20 protein-coding genes are annotated in these 22,667 nt (G+C 36.5%); all 20 read left to right on the top strand.

Going from position 1 to position 22,667, the window contains the following annotated elements; translation table 11 throughout:
- The 20 genes from ymfI to BCELL_RS11955 all read left to right on the top strand — a co-directional run bounded on the left by ymfI (position 1) and on the right by BCELL_RS11955 (position 22,600).
- On the top strand, positions 1–732 hold the full coding sequence (gene ymfI, locus BCELL_RS12050) for an elongation factor P 5-aminopentanone reductase (protein ID WP_013489027.1): 732 nt from the start codon (positions 1–3) through the stop codon (positions 730–732).
- An 81-nt stretch (positions 733–813) separates the two neighbouring features.
- The gene (locus BCELL_RS12045) at positions 814–1,062 is read left to right on the top strand and encodes a DUF3243 domain-containing protein (RefSeq protein WP_013489026.1); all 249 of its coding nucleotides are present in this window, start codon (positions 814–816) and stop codon (positions 1,060–1,062) included.
- 195 nt (positions 1,063–1,257) lie between these two features.
- Positions 1,258–2,031 (top strand): DUF3388 domain-containing protein, encoded by a 774-nt coding sequence (locus BCELL_RS12040; RefSeq protein WP_013489025.1) that lies wholly within the window; start codon positions 1,258–1,260, stop codon positions 2,029–2,031.
- A gap of 18 nt (positions 2,032–2,049) precedes the next feature.
- On the top strand, positions 2,050–2,943 hold the full coding sequence (locus BCELL_RS12035; RefSeq protein ID WP_013489024.1) for a helix-turn-helix domain-containing protein: 894 nt from the start codon (positions 2,050–2,052) through the stop codon (positions 2,941–2,943).
- A 243-nt stretch (positions 2,944–3,186) separates the two neighbouring features.
- Entirely contained in the window at positions 3,187–3,765 is a 579-nt protein-coding gene (pgsA, locus tag BCELL_RS12030) for a CDP-diacylglycerol--glycerol-3-phosphate 3-phosphatidyltransferase (protein WP_013489023.1), read from the top strand.
- Positions 3,766–3,786: 21 nt separating this feature from the next.
- Positions 3,787–5,043 (top strand): competence/damage-inducible protein A, encoded by a 1,257-nt coding sequence (locus BCELL_RS12025; protein ID WP_013489022.1) that lies wholly within the window; start codon positions 3,787–3,789, stop codon positions 5,041–5,043.
- The gene (locus BCELL_RS12020) at positions 5,043–6,629 is read left to right on the top strand and encodes a DEAD/DEAH box helicase (RefSeq protein ID WP_013489021.1); all 1,587 of its coding nucleotides are present in this window, start codon (positions 5,043–5,045) and stop codon (positions 6,627–6,629) included. The genes BCELL_RS12025 and BCELL_RS12020 overlap by 1 nt, the downstream gene beginning before the upstream one ends.
- Before the next feature lie 205 nt (positions 6,630–6,834).
- Positions 6,835–7,884 carry a recombinase RecA gene (recA, locus tag BCELL_RS12015; RefSeq protein WP_013489020.1) on the top strand — a complete coding sequence of 350 codons (1,050 nt, stop codon included), beginning with the start codon at positions 6,835–6,837 and terminating at the stop codon, positions 7,882–7,884.
- Between the two features lie 388 nt (positions 7,885–8,272).
- Positions 8,273–9,838 carry a ribonuclease Y gene (gene rny, locus BCELL_RS12010; protein ID WP_013489019.1) on the top strand — a complete coding sequence of 522 codons (1,566 nt, stop codon included), beginning with the start codon at positions 8,273–8,275 and terminating at the stop codon, positions 9,836–9,838.
- A gap of 691 nt (positions 9,839–10,529) precedes the next feature.
- A complete protein-coding gene (locus BCELL_RS12005) occupies positions 10,530–11,324 on the top strand; it encodes a TIGR00282 family metallophosphoesterase (protein ID WP_013489018.1) in 795 nt (264 codons plus the stop codon).
- A 168-nt stretch (positions 11,325–11,492) separates the two neighbouring features.
- On the top strand, positions 11,493–11,753 hold the full coding sequence (locus BCELL_RS12000; RefSeq protein ID WP_013489017.1) for a stage V sporulation protein S: 261 nt from the start codon (positions 11,493–11,495) through the stop codon (positions 11,751–11,753).
- Between the two features lie 446 nt (positions 11,754–12,199).
- A complete protein-coding gene (locus BCELL_RS11995; RefSeq protein WP_013489016.1) occupies positions 12,200–13,942 on the top strand; it encodes a 2-oxoacid:acceptor oxidoreductase subunit alpha in 1,743 nt (580 codons plus the stop codon).
- Between the two features lies 1 nt (position 13,943).
- Complete coding sequence (locus tag BCELL_RS11990; RefSeq protein ID WP_013489015.1) at positions 13,944–14,810, top strand: 2-oxoacid:ferredoxin oxidoreductase subunit beta; 867 nt, start codon at positions 13,944–13,946, stop codon at positions 14,808–14,810.
- A 286-nt stretch (positions 14,811–15,096) separates the two neighbouring features.
- The gene (gene tdh, locus BCELL_RS11985) at positions 15,097–16,140 is read left to right on the top strand and encodes an L-threonine 3-dehydrogenase (RefSeq protein WP_013489014.1); all 1,044 of its coding nucleotides are present in this window, start codon (positions 15,097–15,099) and stop codon (positions 16,138–16,140) included.
- A gap of 25 nt (positions 16,141–16,165) precedes the next feature.
- Complete coding sequence (locus BCELL_RS11980) at positions 16,166–17,341, top strand: glycine C-acetyltransferase (RefSeq protein WP_041808942.1); 1,176 nt, start codon at positions 16,166–16,168, stop codon at positions 17,339–17,341.
- A gap of 142 nt (positions 17,342–17,483) precedes the next feature.
- Entirely contained in the window at positions 17,484–17,873 is a 390-nt protein-coding gene (locus BCELL_RS11975) for a rhodanese-like domain-containing protein (protein WP_013489012.1), read from the top strand.
- Positions 17,874–18,228: 355 nt separating this feature from the next.
- Positions 18,229–19,779 (top strand): tRNA (N6-isopentenyl adenosine(37)-C2)-methylthiotransferase MiaB, encoded by a 1,551-nt coding sequence (gene miaB / locus BCELL_RS11970; protein WP_013489011.1) that lies wholly within the window; start codon positions 18,229–18,231, stop codon positions 19,777–19,779.
- Entirely contained in the window at positions 19,779–20,201 is a 423-nt protein-coding gene (locus BCELL_RS11965; protein WP_013489010.1) for a YlbF/YmcA family competence regulator, read from the top strand. The genes miaB and BCELL_RS11965 overlap by 1 nt, the downstream gene beginning before the upstream one ends.
- Before the next feature lie 668 nt (positions 20,202–20,869).
- Positions 20,870–21,442, top strand: coding sequence for an outer spore coat protein CotE (locus tag BCELL_RS11960; protein WP_013489009.1), 573 nt, complete (start codon positions 20,870–20,872; stop codon positions 21,440–21,442).
- Positions 21,443–21,514: 72 nt separating this feature from the next.
- Positions 21,515–22,600 carry a putative amidoligase domain-containing protein gene (locus BCELL_RS11955; RefSeq protein ID WP_013489008.1) on the top strand — a complete coding sequence of 362 codons (1,086 nt, stop codon included), beginning with the start codon at positions 21,515–21,517 and terminating at the stop codon, positions 22,598–22,600.
- Positions 22,601–22,667: the final 67 nt, after the last annotated feature.

Below are 22,667 nucleotides of genomic sequence, written 5' to 3'. Positions count from 1 at the left end.
GTGGAGAAACCGGTAGCATTTATCACTGGGGCTAGTGGAGGGATAGGAAAAGCTATTGCTCGAAGGTTAGCAGAGGAGAACTATTCCCTTGTGCTTCACTATCATACAAATGAAAAAGAAGTACTACAGCTAAAAGAAGAGCTTATATCATCATGGAACACAGAGGTTTCATTATTTAAAGCAGACTTTTCAAATAGTAATGAAACAGTAAAATCATTAGAAGATTTGAATATAATAGCAGATGTAGTTGTCCTCAATAGTGGGTCTTCCACAATTGATCTTTTTACAGATGTTTCAGAACAAAAGCTTCAAAGGGAATTAAATATTGGCGTTGCAACACCTTTCTTAATTACTCAACAGTTACTACCTCCGCTAATACAAAAAAAGCAGGGGAAAGTAATCGTTATTTCCTCAATATGGGGGATTACCGGTGCTGCATGTGAAGTGTTATATTCAACAATAAAAGGGGCGTTAAATGCATTTGTAAAGGCGTTAGCAAAAGAAGTTGCGCCAAGCAACATACAAGTTAATGGCGTTGCGCCAGGTGCTATTGACACTTCGATGCTTGGTCATTATTCACAGAGTGATATCTCTGAGTTAATTACAGATATACCGGCAGATCGGTTAGGGACACCAGCAGAGGTTGCCGCAACAGTTGCTTTTTTAGCATCAAATGAGAGTAACTATATCAATGGACAAATTATTTCTGTAAATGGAGCTTGGTATTGTTAAAAGTCAAGATATATTCACGAATAAATTTCCTTCAAGGTGAAGAAACTATGATTGAATTTTAACACAAGGAGGAATTCATCAATGTCTGTATTAGATAATTGGGAACAGTGGAAAGACTTTTTAGGTGATCGATTAGACCAGGCAAAAAGTGAAGGTATGGATCAACGTGTAATTTCAGATGTAGCTTATCAAGTTGGTGAATACTTATCAGAGCAAGTTGACCCTAAAAATGATCAAGAACGTGTCCTTGCTGACCTTTGGAACGTTGCAAGTGAAGAAGAGCAGCATGCAATTGCAAATATGATGGTGAAGCTTGTTCAACAACGATAAATTCAAAAAAAGTGTCGCAATGGCGGCACTTTTTCTACATACTTTTTTATTCTATTTTATTTAAGTATTTTATAAGAAAATAATTTTAAGTAGAATGCATAAACCCCTTTAAATAAGAAAAAAAATCTATTATGATTAATACTATAATGATACTGAGATCTAATTCACAATAATGTAATAGAATGGGGTTGAAGGATGGAGGAAAAAGAATGGTATCTCGAATATCAAATAAATAAGAATCGCCCAGGTTTATTAGGGGAAATTGCTTCTTTATTAGGATTATTAAGCATTAATATCATCACCATTAACGGTGTAGAGCATCAAAGAAGGGGGATGCTGATAAAAAGTAAGAATGATGAAGCAATTTTACGTTTAAAATATATTCTGGAAACGATGGATTTTATTTCTCTCCGTAAAATTAGAGAGCCAAAATTAAGGGATCGACTAGCTGTACGACACGGGCGTTATATTGAAAGAGATGAGGATGAGAAAAAAACGTTCCGTTTTATTCGTGATGAGCTTGGCTTACTCGTAGACTTTATGGCGGAGCTTTTCAAACAAGATGGTCATCGTCTAATCGGCATTAGAGGAATGCCTAGAGTAGGAAAAACGGAATCAGTAGTTGCTGCAAGTGTGTGTGCGAGTAAGAGGTGGTCATTTTTGTCTTCGACATTATTAAGACAAACGATTCGCAGTCAACTTGCTGAAGATGAATTATCAAAAGACCACATTTATATTATAGATGGCATCGTTTCTACTATGAGAGCTTCAGAGCGACATCAGCTGTTAATTAGTGAAATTATGCGCTTATCAGCTACAAAAGTCGTGGAACATCCAGATATTTTTGTTCGTGAAACGGAGTATACTTTAGAAGATTTTGATTATATTATTGAGCTAAGAATAGATGAAGGTGAGAAAATCACGTACGATACCGTAGATTCAGGTTTTTCTTCCTTTGATATTAGCTAAAGTTGGTAGGTGGGTGTTTTGTCAGAATTAGGAGTACGGTTAAAAGCCGCAAGAGAAGAAAAAGGATATTCTTTAGAGGAATTACAATCAATAACCAAAATACAAAAGCGATATTTATCTGCTATTGAAGAAGGAGATTTTTCTCGCTTACCAGGTGATTTTTATGCACGAGCTTTTGTTAAAAGCTATGCAGATGCAGTTGGCATTCCATCTGAGATGCTTTTTGAAGAGCATCGGGATGAATTACCGCAGCCAAAGCGAGAGAAGACTGATTTGCCAGCTCGGGTGAATAGATCGAAACCTAAAATGGTTAAAAAGAAATCTAAAGTCATGTCGTTTATGCCTACACTTATCGCTGTTTTATTTATATTGGCAATTGCGGGTGTATTTTGGATACTTAATCAAAACAGTGACACTGATGAGCAGCAGACTGGTGCATCGAGAGAAGATGTCCAAGCTAACCCGGAATTTGATATTACAGATGAATTAGAAGAAGGGTTAGAGGAATCTGGAGAAGACTCAGAACCAGAGGTAGAAGTAGAACCGGAGCCAGAGCCGGAGCCGGAACCAGAACCAGAACCAGAACCAGAACAAGTTTTGGAACTAGATCGTACAGAAGGGACTAACTCATACTTTATTCTTTCAAATACGGAAGAATTTGACGTACGATTAGAGTTTTCAGGAGATAGTTGGATTCAAATAAATGACTCGAATAATAGTGCGATAATCTCACAAACATTTGGAGACGGTGATATTGAAAGCTTTGATTTTAGTGACGAAAGTAATATCAATTTTCACTTAGGAAGAACGATTACACTTGAGATTTATATAAATGATGAATTATTAGAGTATCCGATTGATAGTATTAGTCAGCGTATATATATTGAGTTTGAAGGTTTAAGTGAAGAATAAGTAGAAAGAGGGTGTCTTAAGAGTCACAATATCGTGGCTTTATGGATTCCCTCTTTATTTTGTTGATTTAATCAGATGAATTTAGCTTTGATTTAGTTGTGAAGAAAGATTGTATATAACTTATTTAATAAAAATGATAAAATAATATCTGTTCATTCGCATTATTTACGTGATTTTGGTAAAATTGATAAAGCTATCCTATATATATTATTCAATAGAACGTATCGCTTAAGGAGGATTAAGGTGAACGTACCTAATCAAATTACAGTCTCAAGAATTTTACTTATACCAATCTTCATGATTTTTCTTCTCATTCCTTTTTCATGGGGTGAGTTATTCCTCTTTGGTGCATCTATCCCTATACACCATTTTGTTGCAGCTATTATTTTTATACTTGCCGCTTCAACTGATTGGTTAGATGGCTATTACGCGCGAAAATATAACTTAGTTACGAACATGGGGAAGTTTTTAGATCCATTAGCAGATAAGCTGTTAATTTCAGCAGCCTTTATATCATTAGTAGGGTTAGATATGTTTCCTGCATGGGCAGCAATAGTTATTTTAAGCCGTGAGTTTGCTGTAACTGGATTAAGGTTGGTTTCGGCAGCTGATGGTGATGTGATTGCTGCAAGCATATGGGGGAAATGGAAAACCGTAAGTCAAATTGTTGCCGCTTCAGCAGTGATGTTACATAATACGATATTCGAATTATTTTCATTTCCATTTGCAACAATCATGATTTATGTTTCAGTCATTTTAACAATTTTATCAGGAGTAGATTATTTTATAAAAAATAAGCACGTATTAGTGAAATCCATGTAGTTTTTTGGAAGGATGATATAGGTGAATGGAGAAATTATCGCTGTAGGCTCAGAATTGTTGCTTGGGCAAATTGTAAACTCCAATGCCAAGTATTTATCAGAACAGTTATCGTACTTAGGTATAAATATATACTATCATTCGGTAGTCGGTGATAATGATCGTAGACTTTCTGATGTGGTTAAAGGATCAATGGATAGGTCTGATATAATTATACTTACTGGTGGTTTAGGACCTACTAAGGATGACCTGACAAAAGAATCTGTTGCTAATACTATAGGTAAAACGTTAGTTTACGATAGGGAAACAGAATTAAAAATTGAAAATTATTTCAAGCAAAGAGAACGAGAAATGACAGAAAATAATCGTAAACAGGCTGTTATTCTTAAAGGTGCAACGGTTTTTCCGAATGATCACGGTTTAGCTTGTGGAATGGCAGTAAAGGTGGACGGCACTACCATTATTTTACTTCCTGGTCCACCAAGTGAAATGAAACCAATGTTTGAAAATTATGTCATTCCATATTTAAGAATGATACAAAATGAACAAGAGTTTATCGAATCAAGAATACTTCGTTTCTTCGGCATTGGAGAATCACAATTGGTTGATGAAATAGACGATATATTAGACAATCAATCAAATCCAACAGTTGCTCCTTTAGCCTCCGATGGAGAAGTAACACTCAGATTAACGGTTAAAGGGAACGATGAGCAAGAAAATAGCCGTCTTCTCAATAGCCTTCAAAATGTTATTCTTGATCGCGTTGGTGATTATTTTTATGGTCAAGGTGAAGAATCATTAATACATAAGCTTGTTAATGAGTTGAAAATGAATCATAAAAAAATTTCTACAGCAGAAAGCCTGACAGGTGGACTATTCGCTGCGCAATTAACAGACATAAGAGGAGCATCACAAATTTTTCCAGGTGGGATAGTTACTTACAGTAATGATGTGAAACAACTTGGATTAGAAATTAATCATTCTTTTATAAAAAAGGAAGGCGCTGTTAGTCACGCATGTGCAAAGGAAATGGCCGTACAAATTCGTAAGAAAATGAATAGTGATTATGGTATCAGTTTTACTGGAGTAGCAGGACCTGATCCACTAGAAGGAAAACGACCAGGTTTCGTTTACATAGGTATCTCATCAAATAACAAAGTAGAGAGCTATGAATTGAAACTTGCTGGGAGTCGAAAGAATATTAGAGAGCGTACTGTTAAATATGGAGCTTATTTTTTGTTACAATGGATACGTAAGGAAATGGAAAAGGTGGATGAATAATGATGAAATTTGAAGACTTTCAAATCTCTAATGATATTAAAAAGGCAATAAAGGATATGGGCTTTGAGGCACCATCTCCTATACAAGAAAAAGTAATCCCCGAAATATTAAAAGGGCATGATGTAATTGGACAAGCGCAAACTGGTACAGGAAAAACTGCGGCGTTTGGTATTCCGCTATTAGAAAAAGTTACCTCTGATAGACAAGTCCAATCGTTAATATTAACCCCTACACGAGAGCTTGCAATACAAGTGGCTGGGGAGTTGCAAAAATTATCAAAGTTTAAACGATCGCAAATTTTACCAATTTATGGTGGTCAGTCAATTGGACATCAAATAAAAGCTTTAAAACGTGGTGTTCAAGTAGTTGTAGGAACGCCTGGGAGAGTGTTAGATCATTTAAATCGTAAAACACTTCAGCTTAGAAGTGTTCATACATTAATTTTAGATGAAGCAGATGAGATGCTTGATATGGGTTTTATTGAAGATATTGAAAAAATTCTTCAACAAGTGAATACTAATCGTCAAACAATGCTGTTTTCGGCGACTATGCCGCCCCCCATTAGAAAATTGTCTAATAAATATATGAATAACCCTAAACAAGTGACAATAAGTAAAGGAGAGGTCACAGCACCGTCGATCAATCAAGTGTATTTTAAAGTGCTGGAAAAAAATAAGCTCGATTCATTATGTAGAGTGATAGATAGTGAAACAATAGACCTTGGCATCATTTTCTGTCGTACAAAAAAAGGTGTAGCGGAGTTAACAGAAGCACTTCAAGCACGTGGTTATATGGCAGATGGTCTACATGGTGATTTAACGCAATCTCAACGAGATATTGTCATGAAAAAGTTTAGAGACTCTTCTATTGAATTTTTAATTGCGACAGATGTTGCTGCTCGAGGTATTGACGTGGAAAATGTCTCACACGTAATCAACTATGATATTCCTCAAGATCCAGAAAGCTATGTACACCGTATTGGTAGAACGGGGAGAGCAGGTCGCGAAGGAGTAGCAGTAACATTAGTTACGCCACGTGAAATGAAGCATCTGAGGTCTATCGAAGCTGAGATAAAAATGACAATACCTTCACAACGTATACCTTCAGTTGAAGAAGTTGTTGAAAAGCAGCAGCATGTTTGGAAAGGACAAATTATAGATCTCATTGAAAGTGAGGAAGATGACGCGGGCTTATATGATGATTTAGTTAGTGATTTACTAAATCAATATCCACCAAATAAAATAGTAGCATCTTTATTAAAGCTTGCCTTTTATAGTCATGAAGATCTAAACGATGATGGTTATGATTTTGGTGATACAGGTGCTCAAAAAGGAATGACTAGATTTTTTATCAATGTAGGAAGGAACATTGAATTAACACCGAAAAAATTAGCTGAAGAGGTGTCCCAGCTTGTTGGGATTCCAACAAAGTCAGTAGGAAGAATTGATATTTTCGATAATTTTACTTTTATGGAAGTCCCACAGGAGGTTGCTCCATTTGTGTATGAAGGATTGAAGTATTCTCGAGTAAATGGTGCAAGAATTAATTTAGAACCTGCAAAACCAAGGCCAAAAAGAAATAGATAGATGCTAGTAAAAAAATTCGTTCCTAATGGGAGGTGGAACGAATTTTTTATTTTTGGAGTAGAAAAGCTTGCTATCTAATTGTTTACAATGTAAAATAAAAGGCGAACGAATGTTTGTAAAACTATTGGCAAAGATCGAAAAAAAAGGTAAGATAAAACTAGAAAAAACAAATACATGAATGTTATTTGATAAAGGAGAGGAAAACATGTCAGATCGTAAACAAGCCCTTGACATGGCGTTACGTCAAATTGAAAAGCAATTCGGAAAAGGTTCCATTATGAAATTGGGAGAACAAGCAGAGCAACGTGTATCGACTGTATCTAGTGGTGCATTAGCGTTAGATATTGCATTAGGTGTTGGAGGATACCCAAAAGGAAGAATTATTGAAATTTATGGTCCGGAATCTTCTGGTAAAACAACTGTAGCTTTACATGCTATTGCAGAAACGCAACGAAATGGTGGACAAGCAGCATTCATTGATGCTGAACATGCGCTAGATCCAATTTATGCACAAAAACTAGGTGTTAACATTGATGAGTTGTTACTTTCTCAACCTGATACTGGGGAGCAAGCACTAGAAATTGCTGAAGCACTTGTTCGTAGTGGGGCAGTAGATATACTCGTCATTGACTCAGTAGCTGCATTGGTTCCGAAAGCAGAGATTGAGGGGGAGATGGGAGATAGTCATGTTGGGCTTCAAGCACGTTTAATGTCACAAGCATTGCGTAAGCTATCTGGAGCAATTAATAAATCTAAAACAATCGCTATTTTTATTAACCAAATTCGTGAAAAAGTAGGCGTTATGTTTGGTAACCCTGAAACAACTCCAGGTGGACGTGCTCTTAAATTCTACTCTTCAGTAAGGCTTGAAGTACGTCGAGCAGAAACATTAAAACAAGGTAACGATATGGTCGGTAACAAGACAAAAATCAAAGTTGTGAAAAATAAAGTCGCTCCACCTTTTAGGACTGCTGAGGTTGATATTATGTACGGAGAAGGAATCTCTCGAGAAGGGTCATTGTTAGATATTGCTTCTGATCTTGATATTGTACAAAAAAGTGGTGCATGGTACTCCTATAACGAAGAGCGTCTCGGGCAAGGGCGTGAAAATTCAAAACAGTTCTTGAAGGAAAATGAAGAAATCACCTTAGCGATTGAAAAACAAATTAGAGAATATCATAGTTTGGATACGCCTAAGGTTGCTCCAGAAGATGATGAAAAAATGCCTGAGGATTTGGCATTAGATTTAAAATAAAGTAAAAAGCTTGTTTCCGTCGGCGTACTTCTGAGAAGAGCAGAAAGCTCTCACAAATACATTATGAGATATGGCGAAGTTCCACTGCTTTCATATGGAGTCCCATAAGTTTATAAAAATCATAAAGGGGAGACTAGAAAGGTAAAAACAACCTTTCTAGTCTCCCCTTTTCGACATTCTATACTTTCCTACATAATATCATTGTTATAAGTGTTTCCAAAGCTTGACATTGTTATGTATGAAGAATACAATTAGAAAGAATACTGTCATACCTAACACATACTCAATCTGTATTAACTGTACTCAATGTACACGTTTTATCAAATGACAATGTTAGACAATTGAAACTATGTTCCAACAAGAAATAGCATGAGGAGGTGAATCAGATATGCCTAATCCTTTTATTCAAATCCTCATTTTGCTATTCACTGCAATAATCGTTTTCTTTATTGGATACTTCGTTCGCAAATCCATTGCAGAAGCTAAGATTTCCAGTGCAGAGCAACTGGCAAAGCAGACGATTGAAGATGCTAAACGCGAAGCGGACGCAAGTAAGAAGGAGGCTATCCTTGAAGCAAAGGATGAAGCCCATAAATTACGTATGGAAGCAGAGCGAGAAGTTCGGGATCGTCGTAATGATATTCAGAAACAAGAAAATCGATTAGTTCAAAAAGAAGAGATATTGGATCGAAAGAGTGAAACGTTAGACAAAAAGGAAGAATCTCTGGAAAAGAGAGAAATTGACTTGTCCAAACGTCAACAACAAATCGACGAGATGAATAGCAAAGTCGAGGAAATGTTAGAAAAGCAACTACAAGAATTAGAGCGAATTTCTGGTTTTACTAAAGACGAAGCACGTGAAATTATTATGAAATCTGTTGACGAAGAGTTGACACATGAAAAAGCAGTATTAATAAAAGATGCTGTTACATCAGCTAAGGAAGAGGCTGATAAGAAGGCTAGAGAAATCCTATCAATGTCTATTCAACGTTGTGCTGCAGACCATGTCGCTGAAACAACTGTATCGGTTGTAACCTTACCTAATGATGAAATGAAAGGACGTATTATTGGTAGAGAAGGTCGAAATATACGTGCATTAGAAACATTAACAGGTATCGACTTAATAATTGATGATACTCCTGAAGCGGTCATTTTATCTGGTTTTGATCCAATTCGACGAGAAATCGCAAAAACAGCTTTAGAAAAACTCGTTCAAGATGGTAGAATCCATCCGGCTCGAATTGAAGAAACAGTGGACAAGTCTAGACGTGAGGTCGATGAGCTTATCCGTGAATACGGGGAGCAAACGACATTTGAAATGGGAATTCATAATTTACACCCAGATTTAATAAAAATTCTTGGGCGTTTAAAATTCAGAACTAGCTATGGTCAAAATGTTCTTAAACACTCCATGGAGGTAGCCTATTTAAGTGGGTTAATGGCCGCAGAAATCGGAGAAGATGTTCAATTAGCTCGCCGCGCTGGTCTTTTACATGACCTTGGTAAAGCAATTGATCATGAAGTGGAAGGAAGTCACGTAGAAATAGGTGTTGAACTTGCCACGAAATATAAAGAACACCCTGTCGTTATTAATAGTATTGCTTCCCACCATGGTGACACGGAAGCAACTTCTATCATTGCAACATTAGTCGCTGCAGCTGATGCTTTATCAGCAGCAAGACCGGGAGCAAGACGGGAAACGCTAGAAACTTATATTAAGCGACTTGAGAAATTAGAAGAAATCTCTGAATCGTTTGAAGGTGTAGAAAAAACATTTGCCATTCAAGCAGGACGAGAAGTGCGTATTATGGTTAAGCCCGATTTTATAACGGATGAGGACTCGTACCGATTGGCTCGTGAAATTACGAAAAAAATCGAAGATGAGTTAGATTATCCTGGACACATAAAAGTGACTGTGATCCGTGAAACAAGGGCAGTTGAGTATGCAAAATAAAGTGGCTATTGCCACTTTATTTTTTTTATAAAATATTAACCTATCTTAAGTATTACCCTATAGTCTACTAATCGTTTTGCTCTTCAATAGCTTTATCTTATTCTAACAAGGCTATTCTCTTGGTTATCGGACTAACATCTACATGATAAAAAACAAGACTTTTTGTAGAAAGCTGTTTTCATAAATTTAGTTTATTTTTTAGGCTTGGTGAAACGAAAGGTGGCGACTCCAGCGACGAGCGTTACATGTAGAGGAAGAGACAGGTTGAGAGCGGAAGATCCATCGGTGCGGAGAGGGATAGCAATGGCTTCGTACGTTGTACTATGAGAAAGGCACTCATAGTAGGGTTTCAAAAGATTGCAACGACTTTGCTCTTTGCATTGAGGGACTGGAAAAGGTAAATATCGAAGGGCACTGAAAAAGTATAAAACAACTTTTCCAGTCCCTCTTGAAGCCTTGACCGCGGAAAACGTCTACCTGTAGTGGAGCCAAGCAAATAAATATTCTTAAAAACAACAATCTATTCGAAAAGAGACTTGTAGAAAAACAACGAAATAAGCTGTTGAAAATACTCAAAACTGAAATACAGTGACTAATATTGTCGTATAAGGAAAAAGTATTTGGATATACAGGATGATTGTGGAATAATAGAAGAAATAGTAATATGTTGACAACAAAGGAGTACAGATGAATGAAAGTATTATTTATAGGAGATATTGTAGGTTCTCCAGGAAGAAATGCACTAAAGCAATATTTACCGAAGCTGAAAAGCAAATATCGGCCCGATATTACGATCGTTAATGGCGAAAATGCTGCAGGTGGAAAAGGTTTAACAGAGAAGATTTACCATGAAATTAGGGAATGCGGTGCAGATGTTATTACATTAGGGAATCATGCATGGGATAAAAAGGAAATATTTGATTTTATAGATAATGCAAAGGATCTCATTAGGCCAGCCAACTTCCCAAGAGGGAATCCTGGTGTTGGTTACGTCTTGAAAAAGATAGGTAACAGTACAATTGCTGTCATAAATGGACAAGGTAGGACATTTATGCAACCGATTGATTGCCCCTTCACAGTGCTAGAAGAAATAGTAGCAGAGGTGAGAGAGAAGACTCCATATATATTTATTGATTTCCATGCGGAGGTTACGAGTGAAAAGCAAGCGATAGGCTGGTACTTTGATGGAAAAGTTTCTGCAGTTGTTGGAACGCATACACATGTACAAACTGCGGATGAAAGGATACTACCCGGTGGTACAGCATATATATCTGATGTTGGCATGACGGGACCTTACGATGGTATTTTAGGTGTAGAAAAAGAAGCTGTTATACAGAAGTTTATTACTAATTTACCAGTTAGGTTTGAGGTAACAAATGGACGGGAACAATGTAACGGAGTATTTATTACTTTAAATAAGCAAACTGGCCAAGCTGAAACGATTAAACGCATATCCATTAATGAAGACCGTCCATTTTTTGACTAATAAAATGAAGCATATATTCATATTTATTTGAATATATAGAAGAAAAGCGTCTTTGATACCATCCATTTTGTAACTCCATATCTTTAGTTTTTAATATAGATAAAGAGAGGATTAAAGATATGTTTTAAGATCTATATACCACCAATTCATCTTTAAGGAGGTTCTGAAATGGAAGTATTAAAAGTTTCAGCAAAATCTAATCCTAATTCTGTCGCAGGAGCGTTGGCTGGAGTAATTCGAGAAAGAGGGGCAGCTGAGATTCAAGCAATTGGAGCAGGGGCACTTAATCAATCTATTAAGGCCATTGCTATTGCTAGAGGGTTCGTAGCACCTAGTGGTATTGATCTCATTTGCATCCCTGCGTTTACGGACATTCAAATTGATGGTGAAGAGCGCACCGCTATTAAAATGATAATTGAACCACGCTAACTAATTGATGTATATTTTTTGGGGGTTGCTTTAAAAGGGGGAGACTTTTGAAGAGCCTCTTTTTTGTTTTGTTTAGAAAGTTTTTTTGATTAGAAAAACTTTTTTCTATTGGTGATTTTTTAATAAACTTAGGAAAATGAAGGGTTTGCACTACTATTTTTTTTAATCAATCAAACTAACCGAAATTGAATGAATATTCTTGTTTTAGAAATTGTGAAAGTTATGTTACAATATAAAAGTAATAGTCAAATATAGGTGCTGTAAACGCTTTCCTATACTTGACATGGTGTGGTGCTTATGTTCAATAATCTTTTTTATAGATTTATGGGAACGAAAGTAGTATACCAGCAGTTAGATTTACATATTTTAGAATAGTTCAATGTATTTACAATCACGAAAATATCGTACTAGATTTCATTGTCAATTAAGAAGGGGTGGAGGAACAGATGATCAATCAACTTTCATGGAAAGTTGGAGGACAGCAAGGTGAAGGTATCGAAAGTACCGGAGAAATATTTTCAATGGCATTGAGTCGATTAGGTTATTATTTATACGGCTATCGTCATTTTTCTTCGAGAATCAAAGGGGGACATACAAATAATAAAATTCGTGTGAGTACTCAACCGATGAATTCAATATCTGATGATTTAGATATTCTTGTGGCATTCGACCAAGAGACGATAGATTTAAACCATCATGAATTGCGTCCTGGTGCTATTATCATTGGTGATAGTAAGTTCTCACCAGTTTTGCCTGACGGGTGTAAAGCATATTTATTCTCAATTCCATTTACAGAAATTGCAACAGAGTTAGGTACGTCTTTGATGAAAAATATGGTTGCCGTAGGAGCATCTAGTGCTTTATTAGGTGTTAAAGCAGATGACTTTCAATCGGTAGTGGAACAAATTTTCTCCCGTAAAGGTGCTTCTGTTGTTGAGAAAAACATGGAAGCGATCAAGAAAGGGATGGAATACTTTCATAATGAAGCACAAGATAAAATTGGAGACTATGAGTTAGAAAGAGCAGATGGAAAAAATCGTTTATTTATGATTGGGAACGATGCAATCGCAATGGGGGCGTTAGCAGGTGGAGCAAGATTTATGCCAGCTTACCCGATTACACCCGCATCTGAGATTATGGAATATTTGATTAAAAAGCTTCCCGAATTTGGTGGAACGGTTATTCAAACAGAAGATGAAATTGCAGCATGTACAATGGCAATCGGTGCAAACTATGCTGGTGTACGGAGCTTAACAGCTTCTGCAGGTCCGGGCTTATCACTTATGATGGAGGCAATCGGATTAAGTGGGATAACAGAGACACCGCTTGTGATTGTTGACACGCAACGTGGGGGGCCAAGTACTGGACTTCCTACAAAACAAGAACAATCAGATATTTTTGCAATGATTTATGGTACGCATGGGGAAATACCTAAAGTCGTTATAGCACCATCTACAGTAGAAGAGGCGTTTTATGATGCTATTGAAGCATTTAACATTGCTGAGGAATATCAAGTCCCTGTCATTATCGTCACAGATTTGGCCTTATCATTAGGTAAACAAACGGTAGAGCCTTTAGATTTTAATAGAATTGAGATTCGTAGAGGGAAGCTAAATCTAACAGAAGAATTACCAGAACTAGAAAAAGGTCAATATTTTAAACGCTATGAAGTAACAGAGGATGGTATATCTTCACGCGTGGTTCCTGGTGTGAAGCATGGACTTCACCATGTAACTGGTGTTGAACATAATGAACAAGGGAAACCTTCGGAAAGTCCTATTAATAGGAAAGCACAAATGGATAAAAGAATGAAAAAGTTAGATAAACTGACCGAAGTATTTCCTAATCCGATCTTTAAAGATGAACGTCATGAAGAAGCAGACTTGCTTATTCTTGGTGTAAACTCAACAAGAGGCACCATTCAAGAGGTCATTCCTAGATTAGAGACAGAGGGAATAAAAGTAAACCATGGACATATTAGACTTCTTCATCCGTTTCCAACTGAAGAGTTGAGAGGAATGGTGAATAAAGCTAAAAAAGTTGTAGTTGTTGAGAATAACGCAACTGGACAAGTTGCACAATTAGTGAAAATGAATTTATGTTATCAAAATGTCCAGTCAATTCTTAAGTATGACGGAAATCCATTCCTGCCATCAGAAATTTACAACGAATGCAAGGAGTTGTTATAATATGGCCACTTTTAAAGACTTTCGTAACAATGTAAAACCTAACTGGTGCCCTGGATGCGGTGACTTTTCTGTACAAGCCGCAATACAGCGTGCAGCTGCGAATGTCGGGGTTGTTCCTGAAGAGTTAGCAGTTGTTTCTGGTATTGGTTGTTCAGGTAGAATATCAGGATATATAAATTCATACGGTTTTCACGGTATTCATGGTCGTTCACTGCCAATTGCGCAAGGTGTGAAAATGGCTAATAAAGATTTAACAGTCATTGCTTCAGGTGGTGACGGAGATGGTTTTGCTATTGGAATGGGACACACGATTCATGCCATTCGTAGAAACATTGATGTTACTTACATTGTAATGGATAACCAAATCTATGGATTAACTAAAGGCCAAACATCACCGAGGAGTGATATGGGCTTTAAAACAAAAAGTACACCAGAGGGGTCAATTGAATCAGCTTTAGGCGTTATGGAGCTTGCTATTTCCTCTGGTGGTGGCTTTATTGCACAAAGCTTCTCCAGTGATTTAAAGGAGCTTACGTCTTTGATTGAGCAAGGAATTCAACATAAAGGCTTTTCATTGATAAATGTGTTTAGTCCTTGTGTAACTTTCAATAAGATCAACACATATGATTGGTTTAAAGAAAATTTAGTTTCTCTTTCTGATATAGAAGGTTATAATCCAGAGAATAGATTAGAGGCAATGAATACATTAATGAAACATAACGGACTAGTAACCGGGTTGATTTATCAAAATAAAGAAAAACCATCCTATGAGTCAATGGTTAAAGGATTTAAGGATGAACCTTTAGCAAGACAGGATCTTGACCTCAATCAAGAACAATTTGATAAATTAATGGCAGAGTTTATGTAATGTAAATGAATAAAAAAAGAGGGAGACTCAAAAGGTGGATTTTTACCTATTGAGTCTCCCTTTATGCAATGTGCGGCGAGTGCAGCCGATGCGGGGGCTTCTACTAGCAAATCGTTCACAGACTTTTTTTTGAAAAACTTTGTATAGTGTTCAAATGTATTTGTATGATGGACAGTTCAGTTTACGAGGACAGCTAATCGTGATAAAATAGTTTTATATAATCTAATCTAAACGAATGAAAATGTTTCCTAATCATCGATTTCATCACGAAAAGGCGGGATCTCGAATGAATAAAAAGTCAATGCGAGCAATTGTAAAGGAAAAACGAGGCTACGGGGCATCATTAAAGGAAGTGCCAATTCCCCAAATAGGTGATTTAGATGTGCTTATTCAAGTGAAAGCTACTTCAATTTGTGGTACGGATGTTCACATATATACTTGGGACGAATGGTCGGAAAGTCGAGTAAACCCACCATATGTTTTTGGGCACGAATTTGCAGGTGTTGTAGTGGAAAAAGGGAAACTAGTAAACAATGTAGAGGTAGGTGATCACGTATCTGCCGAAACACATATCGTTTGTGGGCATTGTCCGCAATGCTTAACCGGTCAGGCACATATATGTGCAAATACGGAAATAATCGGTGTTGATCGAGACGGTTGTTTTGCGGAATATGTTGCATTACCGGCTGAAAATATGTGGAAAAATGACCCTTCATTACCATTTGAAGTAGCAAGCATACAGGAGCCAATGGGAAATGCGGTCCATACTGTTTTATCAGGTGATGTCGCTGGGAAAACAGTAGCTATTATAGGGTGTGGTCCAATTGGAATAATGGCAGTAGGTATTGCAAAGGCTGCAGGTGCTTCACAAGTAATTGCTTTTGACCTTAATGAATATAGGTTGCAATTAGCAAAGAAAATGGGTGCGACAACAGTGGTGAATGCAGGGGACGAAGACGTATTAAATATAGCTTCTCAACTAACAAAAGGATATGGCGTCGACGTTGTTTGTGAAATGAGCGGACATCCTATTGCGATGAATCAAGGTTTTAAAATGGTTACAAACGGAGGAAGAGTTGCCATATTAAGTTTGCCTGTAAAACCTGTAGAAATTGATGTTACGAATGATATTGTATTTAAAGGGGTAACTGTAAAAGGAATAACTGGAAGACGTATGTATGAAACATGGCAGCAAGTATCTGGCCTTCTAAGTTCAGGGCAAGTAGATGTAACACCAATGATCACACATCATTTTTCATTAGAAGATTATGAAAAAGGATTTGATCTCATGCTGCAAGGCAAATGTGGGAAGGTAGTTTTACATCCATAAAAATAGGAGGCTTATGTGAATGAAAATGAAAGGCTTTGAGTATTTAGAAGAAGAATTACAAGAGATGAAGGAATATGGCTTGTTCCGAACGCTCGTACCGATAGAATCAGATCAAGGAGCAAAGGTGGTCATTAATGGTCAAGAAGTCCTTCAATTATCATCAAATAACTATTTAGGCTTAACTAATCATCCGAGAATGAAAGAAGCAGCTTTAAAATCCGTAGAAAAATATGGTGCAGGAACTGGCTCTGTTCGTACGATCGCAGGAACATTTTCGATGCATGAGGAATTTGAAAAGAAGTTAGCCAATTTTAAACATACAGAAGCAACACTTGTACTTCAATCCGGATTTACTGCAAATCAAGCGATCCTCTCATCTATTTTAACGAAAGATGATGTCGTCATATCTGACGAATTAAATCATGCATCAATTATCGACGGGATACGTTTGACAAAAGCAGCCCGTAAGATCTATAAGCACGTGGATATGGATAGTCTTGAAGCAGCTTTAAAAGAATCTGGAGATTACAGGAAACGTTTAGTAGTTACTGACGGTGTATTTTCAATGGATGGAAACATCGCTCCTTTACCTGCAATTGTTGAGCTATGTGAGAAGTATGATGCATTAATTATGGTAGACGATGCCCATGCTAGTGGTGTATTAGGAAGAAATGGTCGTGGAACAGTAGACCATTTTGATTTAAACGGGCGTGTTCATATACAGGTCGGAACTTTAAGTAAAGCTATTGGTGTACTCGGTGGGTATATTGCTAGTACACAAGCAGTAAGAGACTACATTATTCATAAAGGTCGTCCGTTTTTATTTAGTACATCACATCCACCAGCGGTAACTGCAGCTTGTTCAGAAGCCATTGATATATTAATTGACGAACCAGAACTGATTGAGCGCTTATGGGATAATGCAAAATTTTTGAAGGATGGTTTACGTGCACTTGGCTTTGAAACAGGAATAAGTGAAACTCCTATCACACCAGTTATTGTAGGAGACGGAGCAAAAGCACATGAATTATCTGATAAGCTTTTATCGCATGGTGTTTTTGCTCAAGGGATTGCTTTTCCAACCGTTGCAAAAGGTGCTGCTCGTGTTCGCACTATCGTAACCGCAACACATACGAAAGAGCAATTACAAGAAGCTTTACATGCTTTTGAGAAGTGTGGGAAAGAGCTCGGGATCATCTAATCAAAAAAGACTTAAAATTAGCTTTATGACGCTAGTTTTAAGTCTTTTTATATTTTTTAAGCAGGAATGTTTAATAACTCGTGGAATAAGTTAAGTAGCTAGTTGAGGACATATTTTTAATTAAAATTTTAGGAGGATAAAAATGGCACTTACTTTTAAACAAATGCTATCTGAAGCACGAGAACATGTACAAGGAGTCACGTCATCCGAAGCACGTGAGAAATTAAAGGAACAACCAGAAACATTAGTAATTGATGTACAAGATGCAAAAGACGCAGGAGCTTGTGGTTTAATTCCAAGCAGTATTAATATATCGTTAGGTATGCTACCGATTCGTGCTGACTTAGAACTACCTGAGAAAATGCGTGAGCCGCAATTAGCTGATAGAAATAGACCTGTTTTAGTCACTTGTGGCGCAGGTGGACAAGCAACTCTTGGTGCTTACATATTAAAACAGATGGGCTTTAAAGATGTTGCTTATATTGAAGGTGGAACAACAGCATGGAAGAATGAAGGATATGAAGTCGTATAGTTTTTTTTATTAGAGAGGGAGACTTAGTAGGTTGATTTGTACCTATTGAGTCTCCCTTTCCTTGAAAAATAAGAAATAAGAAAAAACTAATAAATGAGCTTCAATAAGCTCGTTTTTGTTTTTTCTTATGCCGAGTTGCCAACGGGCTTCATAAGAGGATTAAAATATTTAACGCTTTTATTTAGAGTAAGCTTGATGGCACATTAATGAGGTCGTTTCACTCTGGTATTAAAAAATCTGTATAATGTTGGACATAGCGTATTATGTATTGTTAGTTTCTATTCAAAGGTTTATAATGATAAGTTGTATGTTAACAATGAATAGTAGATTTATTATAGAAAAGAGGGGACTAATCATGAATGAAGAACAACGTAAGAAGCAAACGGAAGTAGGGGAGAAAACTTATTCTGCGGACAAAAAATCCGATCAGGATAAAAAGGATTATTCTCAATATTTTCAAACAACATATATTCCACCTGACTTAAAGCAAGCTAAAAAGCGTGGGAAAGAGGATGTAGAAGTTTTATATGATTTTGAAATTCCCGAAGACATGCAAGCAATTGGTAAAGGAAAAAAATTCTTAATTAGAACGTATGGCTGTCAAATGAATGAGCATGATTCAGAAAATATGGCTGGAATTTTGTTAAACATGGGCTTTGAATCTACATCTAATTCAGATGATGCAGATGTGATCTTACTAAATACTTGCGCCATTCGCGAAAATGCAGAAAATAAAGTGTTTGGTGAAATTGGTCACCTTAAAACGATGAAGCGCGAACGTCCTGAACTCATTGTAGGGGTTTGTGGATGTATGTCACAGGAAGAATCTGTTGTAAACAGAATCTTACAAAAGCACCAACATGTAGATTTGATCTTTGGTACACATAATATTCACCGCTTACCAACACTATTAAAAAATGCGATATTTAATAAAGAAATGGTTGTTGAGGTATGGTCAAAAGAAGGTGATATTATTGAAAATATGCCAAGAGCTCGTAAAGGTCAAATCCAAGGATGGGTAAATATTATGTATGGCTGTGATAAGTTCTGTACGTACTGTATTGTGCCCTATACGCGTGGTAAAGAAAGAAGTCGTCGTCCAGAGGATATCATTGAAGAAGTTCGTCATCTTGCAAGAAATGGGTATAAAGAGATTACTCTTCTAGGTCAGAATGTTAATGCATATGGTAAAGACTTAGTAGATATGGATTATGGTCTCGGTGATTTAATGGATGAAATTAGAAAAATTGATATTCCTCGAGTGAGATTTACGACAAGTCATCCTAAAGACTTTGATGATCACTTAATTGAAGTGCTAGCTAAAGGTGGGAATTTAGTGGAGCATATCCACCTGCCAGTACAAAGTGGAAATAGTGATGTATTAAAATTAATGGCTCGTAAATATACGAGAGAGGAATATGTTACTTTAGCAAAGAAAATTAAGGAAGCAATTCCACATGCATCATTTACTACGGATATTATCGTGGGCTTTCCAAATGAGACAGACGCACAGTTTGAGGATACCCTTTCTCTTGTGAGAGAAATGGAGTACGACAGCGCTTATACGTATGTTTATTCTCCACGTGAAGGGACACCAGCTGCTAAAATGAACGATAATATACCAATGGAAGTGAAAAAAGAAAGACTACAACGATTGAATGCTCTTGTAAATGAAATTTCAGCAGAGAAGAATAAATCGTACCAAGGACGAGTTGTAGAAGTTCTTGTAGAGGGTGAAAGTAAAAAGAACCCTGATATTCTTGCAGGACGTACGAGAACAAATCGTCTTGTAAACTTTAAAGGAGCTAAATCAAGCATCGGTGAAATTGTTTATGTTAAAATAACAGAAGCAAAGTCATGGTCATTAGATGGTCATGTAGTTGAAACTGCAGAGGTGAATAAATAATGGGGAACGTGTATACAAAACAAGAAATTGTTACAAAAGCGAAAGAACTTGCAAAAATGATAGCAGAAACTGAAGAAGTGGATTTCTTCAAGCGTGCTGAATTGCAAATTAATGATCATGTCAAAGTACAAGAAATTATAGGGAAAATAAAATCGCTACAAAAAGAAGCTGTCAATTTACAGCATTATCAAAAACATGAAGCTTTGAAAGCTACAGAAGCTAAAATTGACGCTTTACAAGATGAATTGGATGAAATACCGCTTGTAAAAGAATTTAAGCAATCACAAACAGATGTAAACCAGTTATTGCAATTAGTGAGTACAACTATTTCAAACAATGTTACAAATGAGATTATTAAATCTACAGGTGGAGATTTATTACAAGGAACAACGAAAAAAAATCCTTTACAATCTGGCTGTTAAGTCGATTTTTTAGTGAATGCAAGAATGTTACGTAAAAAAATAACATGAAGTTAAAGTTATACTCGCAGCCTGATAGGAGAAACCCACTCCTATCAGGCTTTTTAACGATTGCGACGGCTACGCACATTGTTTAGGGACATTGAAAAATCGACCTTTTGAGTCAACCTCTTCAGTGACTGCAACGGTAACGAACATTTTTTAGATTGTGACAACGGTGGCTCCGTGCATTGCTGTAAGGAAAGTAGACATTAATATATTCGTTATTTTGGTAGTAGACTGCGCAACATTCCTCAATAACATGGGAAAATGATACGCTGCTAATATAAGAAAACGTTAACAACAACTTCGATAAGCTGTTATTAACGTTTTTCTAATTTATTATTCATCTTTTCGTATGTGGTGACATATAAATAATTGAACTATTAGAGTCATAGAAAATTCTATATGAAAGTATACTCAAGTAAGTATTTCATTAATATTTCGTTTCTATGCTTGTATTAATGAAGGATATGTAACCATTTTTGCTACAACTTCATAGGTTGCAGTAGTCAAACGTAATTTTATATCACATTAGTCATTTGTCTTGCATATCATACAAGTGAAACCGTCTTGATTTCTAAGAAATTTCGTTTGCTGCGCATCAATCAATTGTTTGAGGAGGGAAAAGTATGTCACCAGCAGACAGAGAGCTAAACTACAGAGAGATTATAACGAAAGCCGTATGTGGAAAGGGAAGAAAATTTTCGCAGGCGAGTCACGCCATTACTCCTGCACAACAACCAACAAGTATTTTGGGGTGTTGGATAATTAATCACAAGTACGAGGCAGCAAAAAAGGGAGATGCCATAGAGGTACGAGGTAAATACGATATTAATATATGGTATTCCTACAGTAACAATACAAAAACGGATGTTGCCACAGAAACGGTCACATATACGGACGTAGTACCGCTTGCGATGCAAGATAAAAACGTTGTATCAGACCAGTTAGAGGTGGTTGCAAGAGCTGTTCAGCAGCCAAATACACTTGAAGCAACGATCGCTTCCAATGGAACAGGAGTTGACGTTCAAGTAGAACGAGAATTCCTAGTAGAAGTTATTGGAGAAACGAAAGTTTGCGTTTATGTTAATCCAGATGGAGTCAGCGATGATTGGGATGAAAAAGTTTGGGACTACGATGTAGAAGATGAAGACTTTGAAGATTTAGATCCAAACTTTTTAATGGGTGATTTAGAAGAATAGTATTTTTGTAGGAAGAAGAACTATCTTCTTCCTTATTTTCTTTTTTCACAACGGACAAGGGGTGCATGATATATGGGCATTGAGCAGTGTAAAAAACATGGCGTTAAATCGGCAAATATGGATAAAAACGCTGTACATATGATCGTGGCAGGAAGTGAATTTGTTCCACATGCGATTAAAACGATTTCTAACCAATGGGGTCTTCATGAATTAAAGAGAATTTCTGAAGTGCATCATTATTATTTAGGACAGGAGATGTTAGACATAGCACTCATGTGCGCCTACTACGCTAATGAAAAAAATTTCTCTGTTCACGTTCAAAGAGTAGGGAAAAACATACAACTTGTTTCAGTGAAGAAAACGAATGTGAATAAAATGCCACAACTTACAAAGATTGATAGTGTCACCAATAAAAATAACAGGTCATTATTAGGGGCAGATTTAGAAATTATGATGCGTAATGAAAAGACAAATGCCTTTGTAGCATTTCCTATGAGTGACAAGTGGAATAAAAAAATTGGTGCAGATCGTGCACTATTACGAAAGGGGACAACATTTTATCAACCCATTCTTGAATTAAGAGCAACCCCCAAAAAAACCGGTGCGATGCTTCATGATGAATTTGTTACTTTAAAGAGAAGGCTTGTCGATAGATTGAAAAATGAGGCATACTCGTTATCTATCGTCGCTGAAGAAAATCCTAAAGGCCGCTTCTTATTAGGTGGGCATTTTCATATCTCCAATAAAAGACCATCTTATCGTACGACATCCTTATTAGATGCATTAGTAACACTCCCGTTTACTACAATTAATCAGCCGAAAAGTTTAGAAAGAAGAAATACGTATGGAAAGCTTGGATCTGTTAGATTAAATCGTTTTAACGGTTATGAATACCGGACATTACCATCCTGGTTCACATATATTGATGATGGCGCCCCTTTGTTTATATGGATAGAAACGATATTTTTTAATAAAACAATTCCCGAAATCCGTTTAAATGATGAGGCAATTCGAGCGTATTACGAAGGAAAAAACGAAGTACTTATTAAGAAAACGGAATACTTATTTTCATATGTAACCCAATATTTAACTGATGAAGAAAAAATTAATTTAGAAAACTTTAAGCTTTGGCTGCAATTAATGAGAATGCTGGATTAATAGATAAAGGAACGTATGTTATAATAAATTCTATGGAAAAAAGTGTTGAAAATAAATAATATTATTA

Origin of the sequence: Evansella cellulosilytica DSM 2522 (assembly GCF_000177235.2) — a bacterium.
Classification (GTDB): Bacteria; Bacillota; Bacilli; order Bacillales; family Salisediminibacteriaceae; genus Evansella; species Evansella cellulosilytica.
Note: the sequence above shows the minus strand (reverse complement) of the source record. Positions and strands in the feature narration are given on the sequence as shown.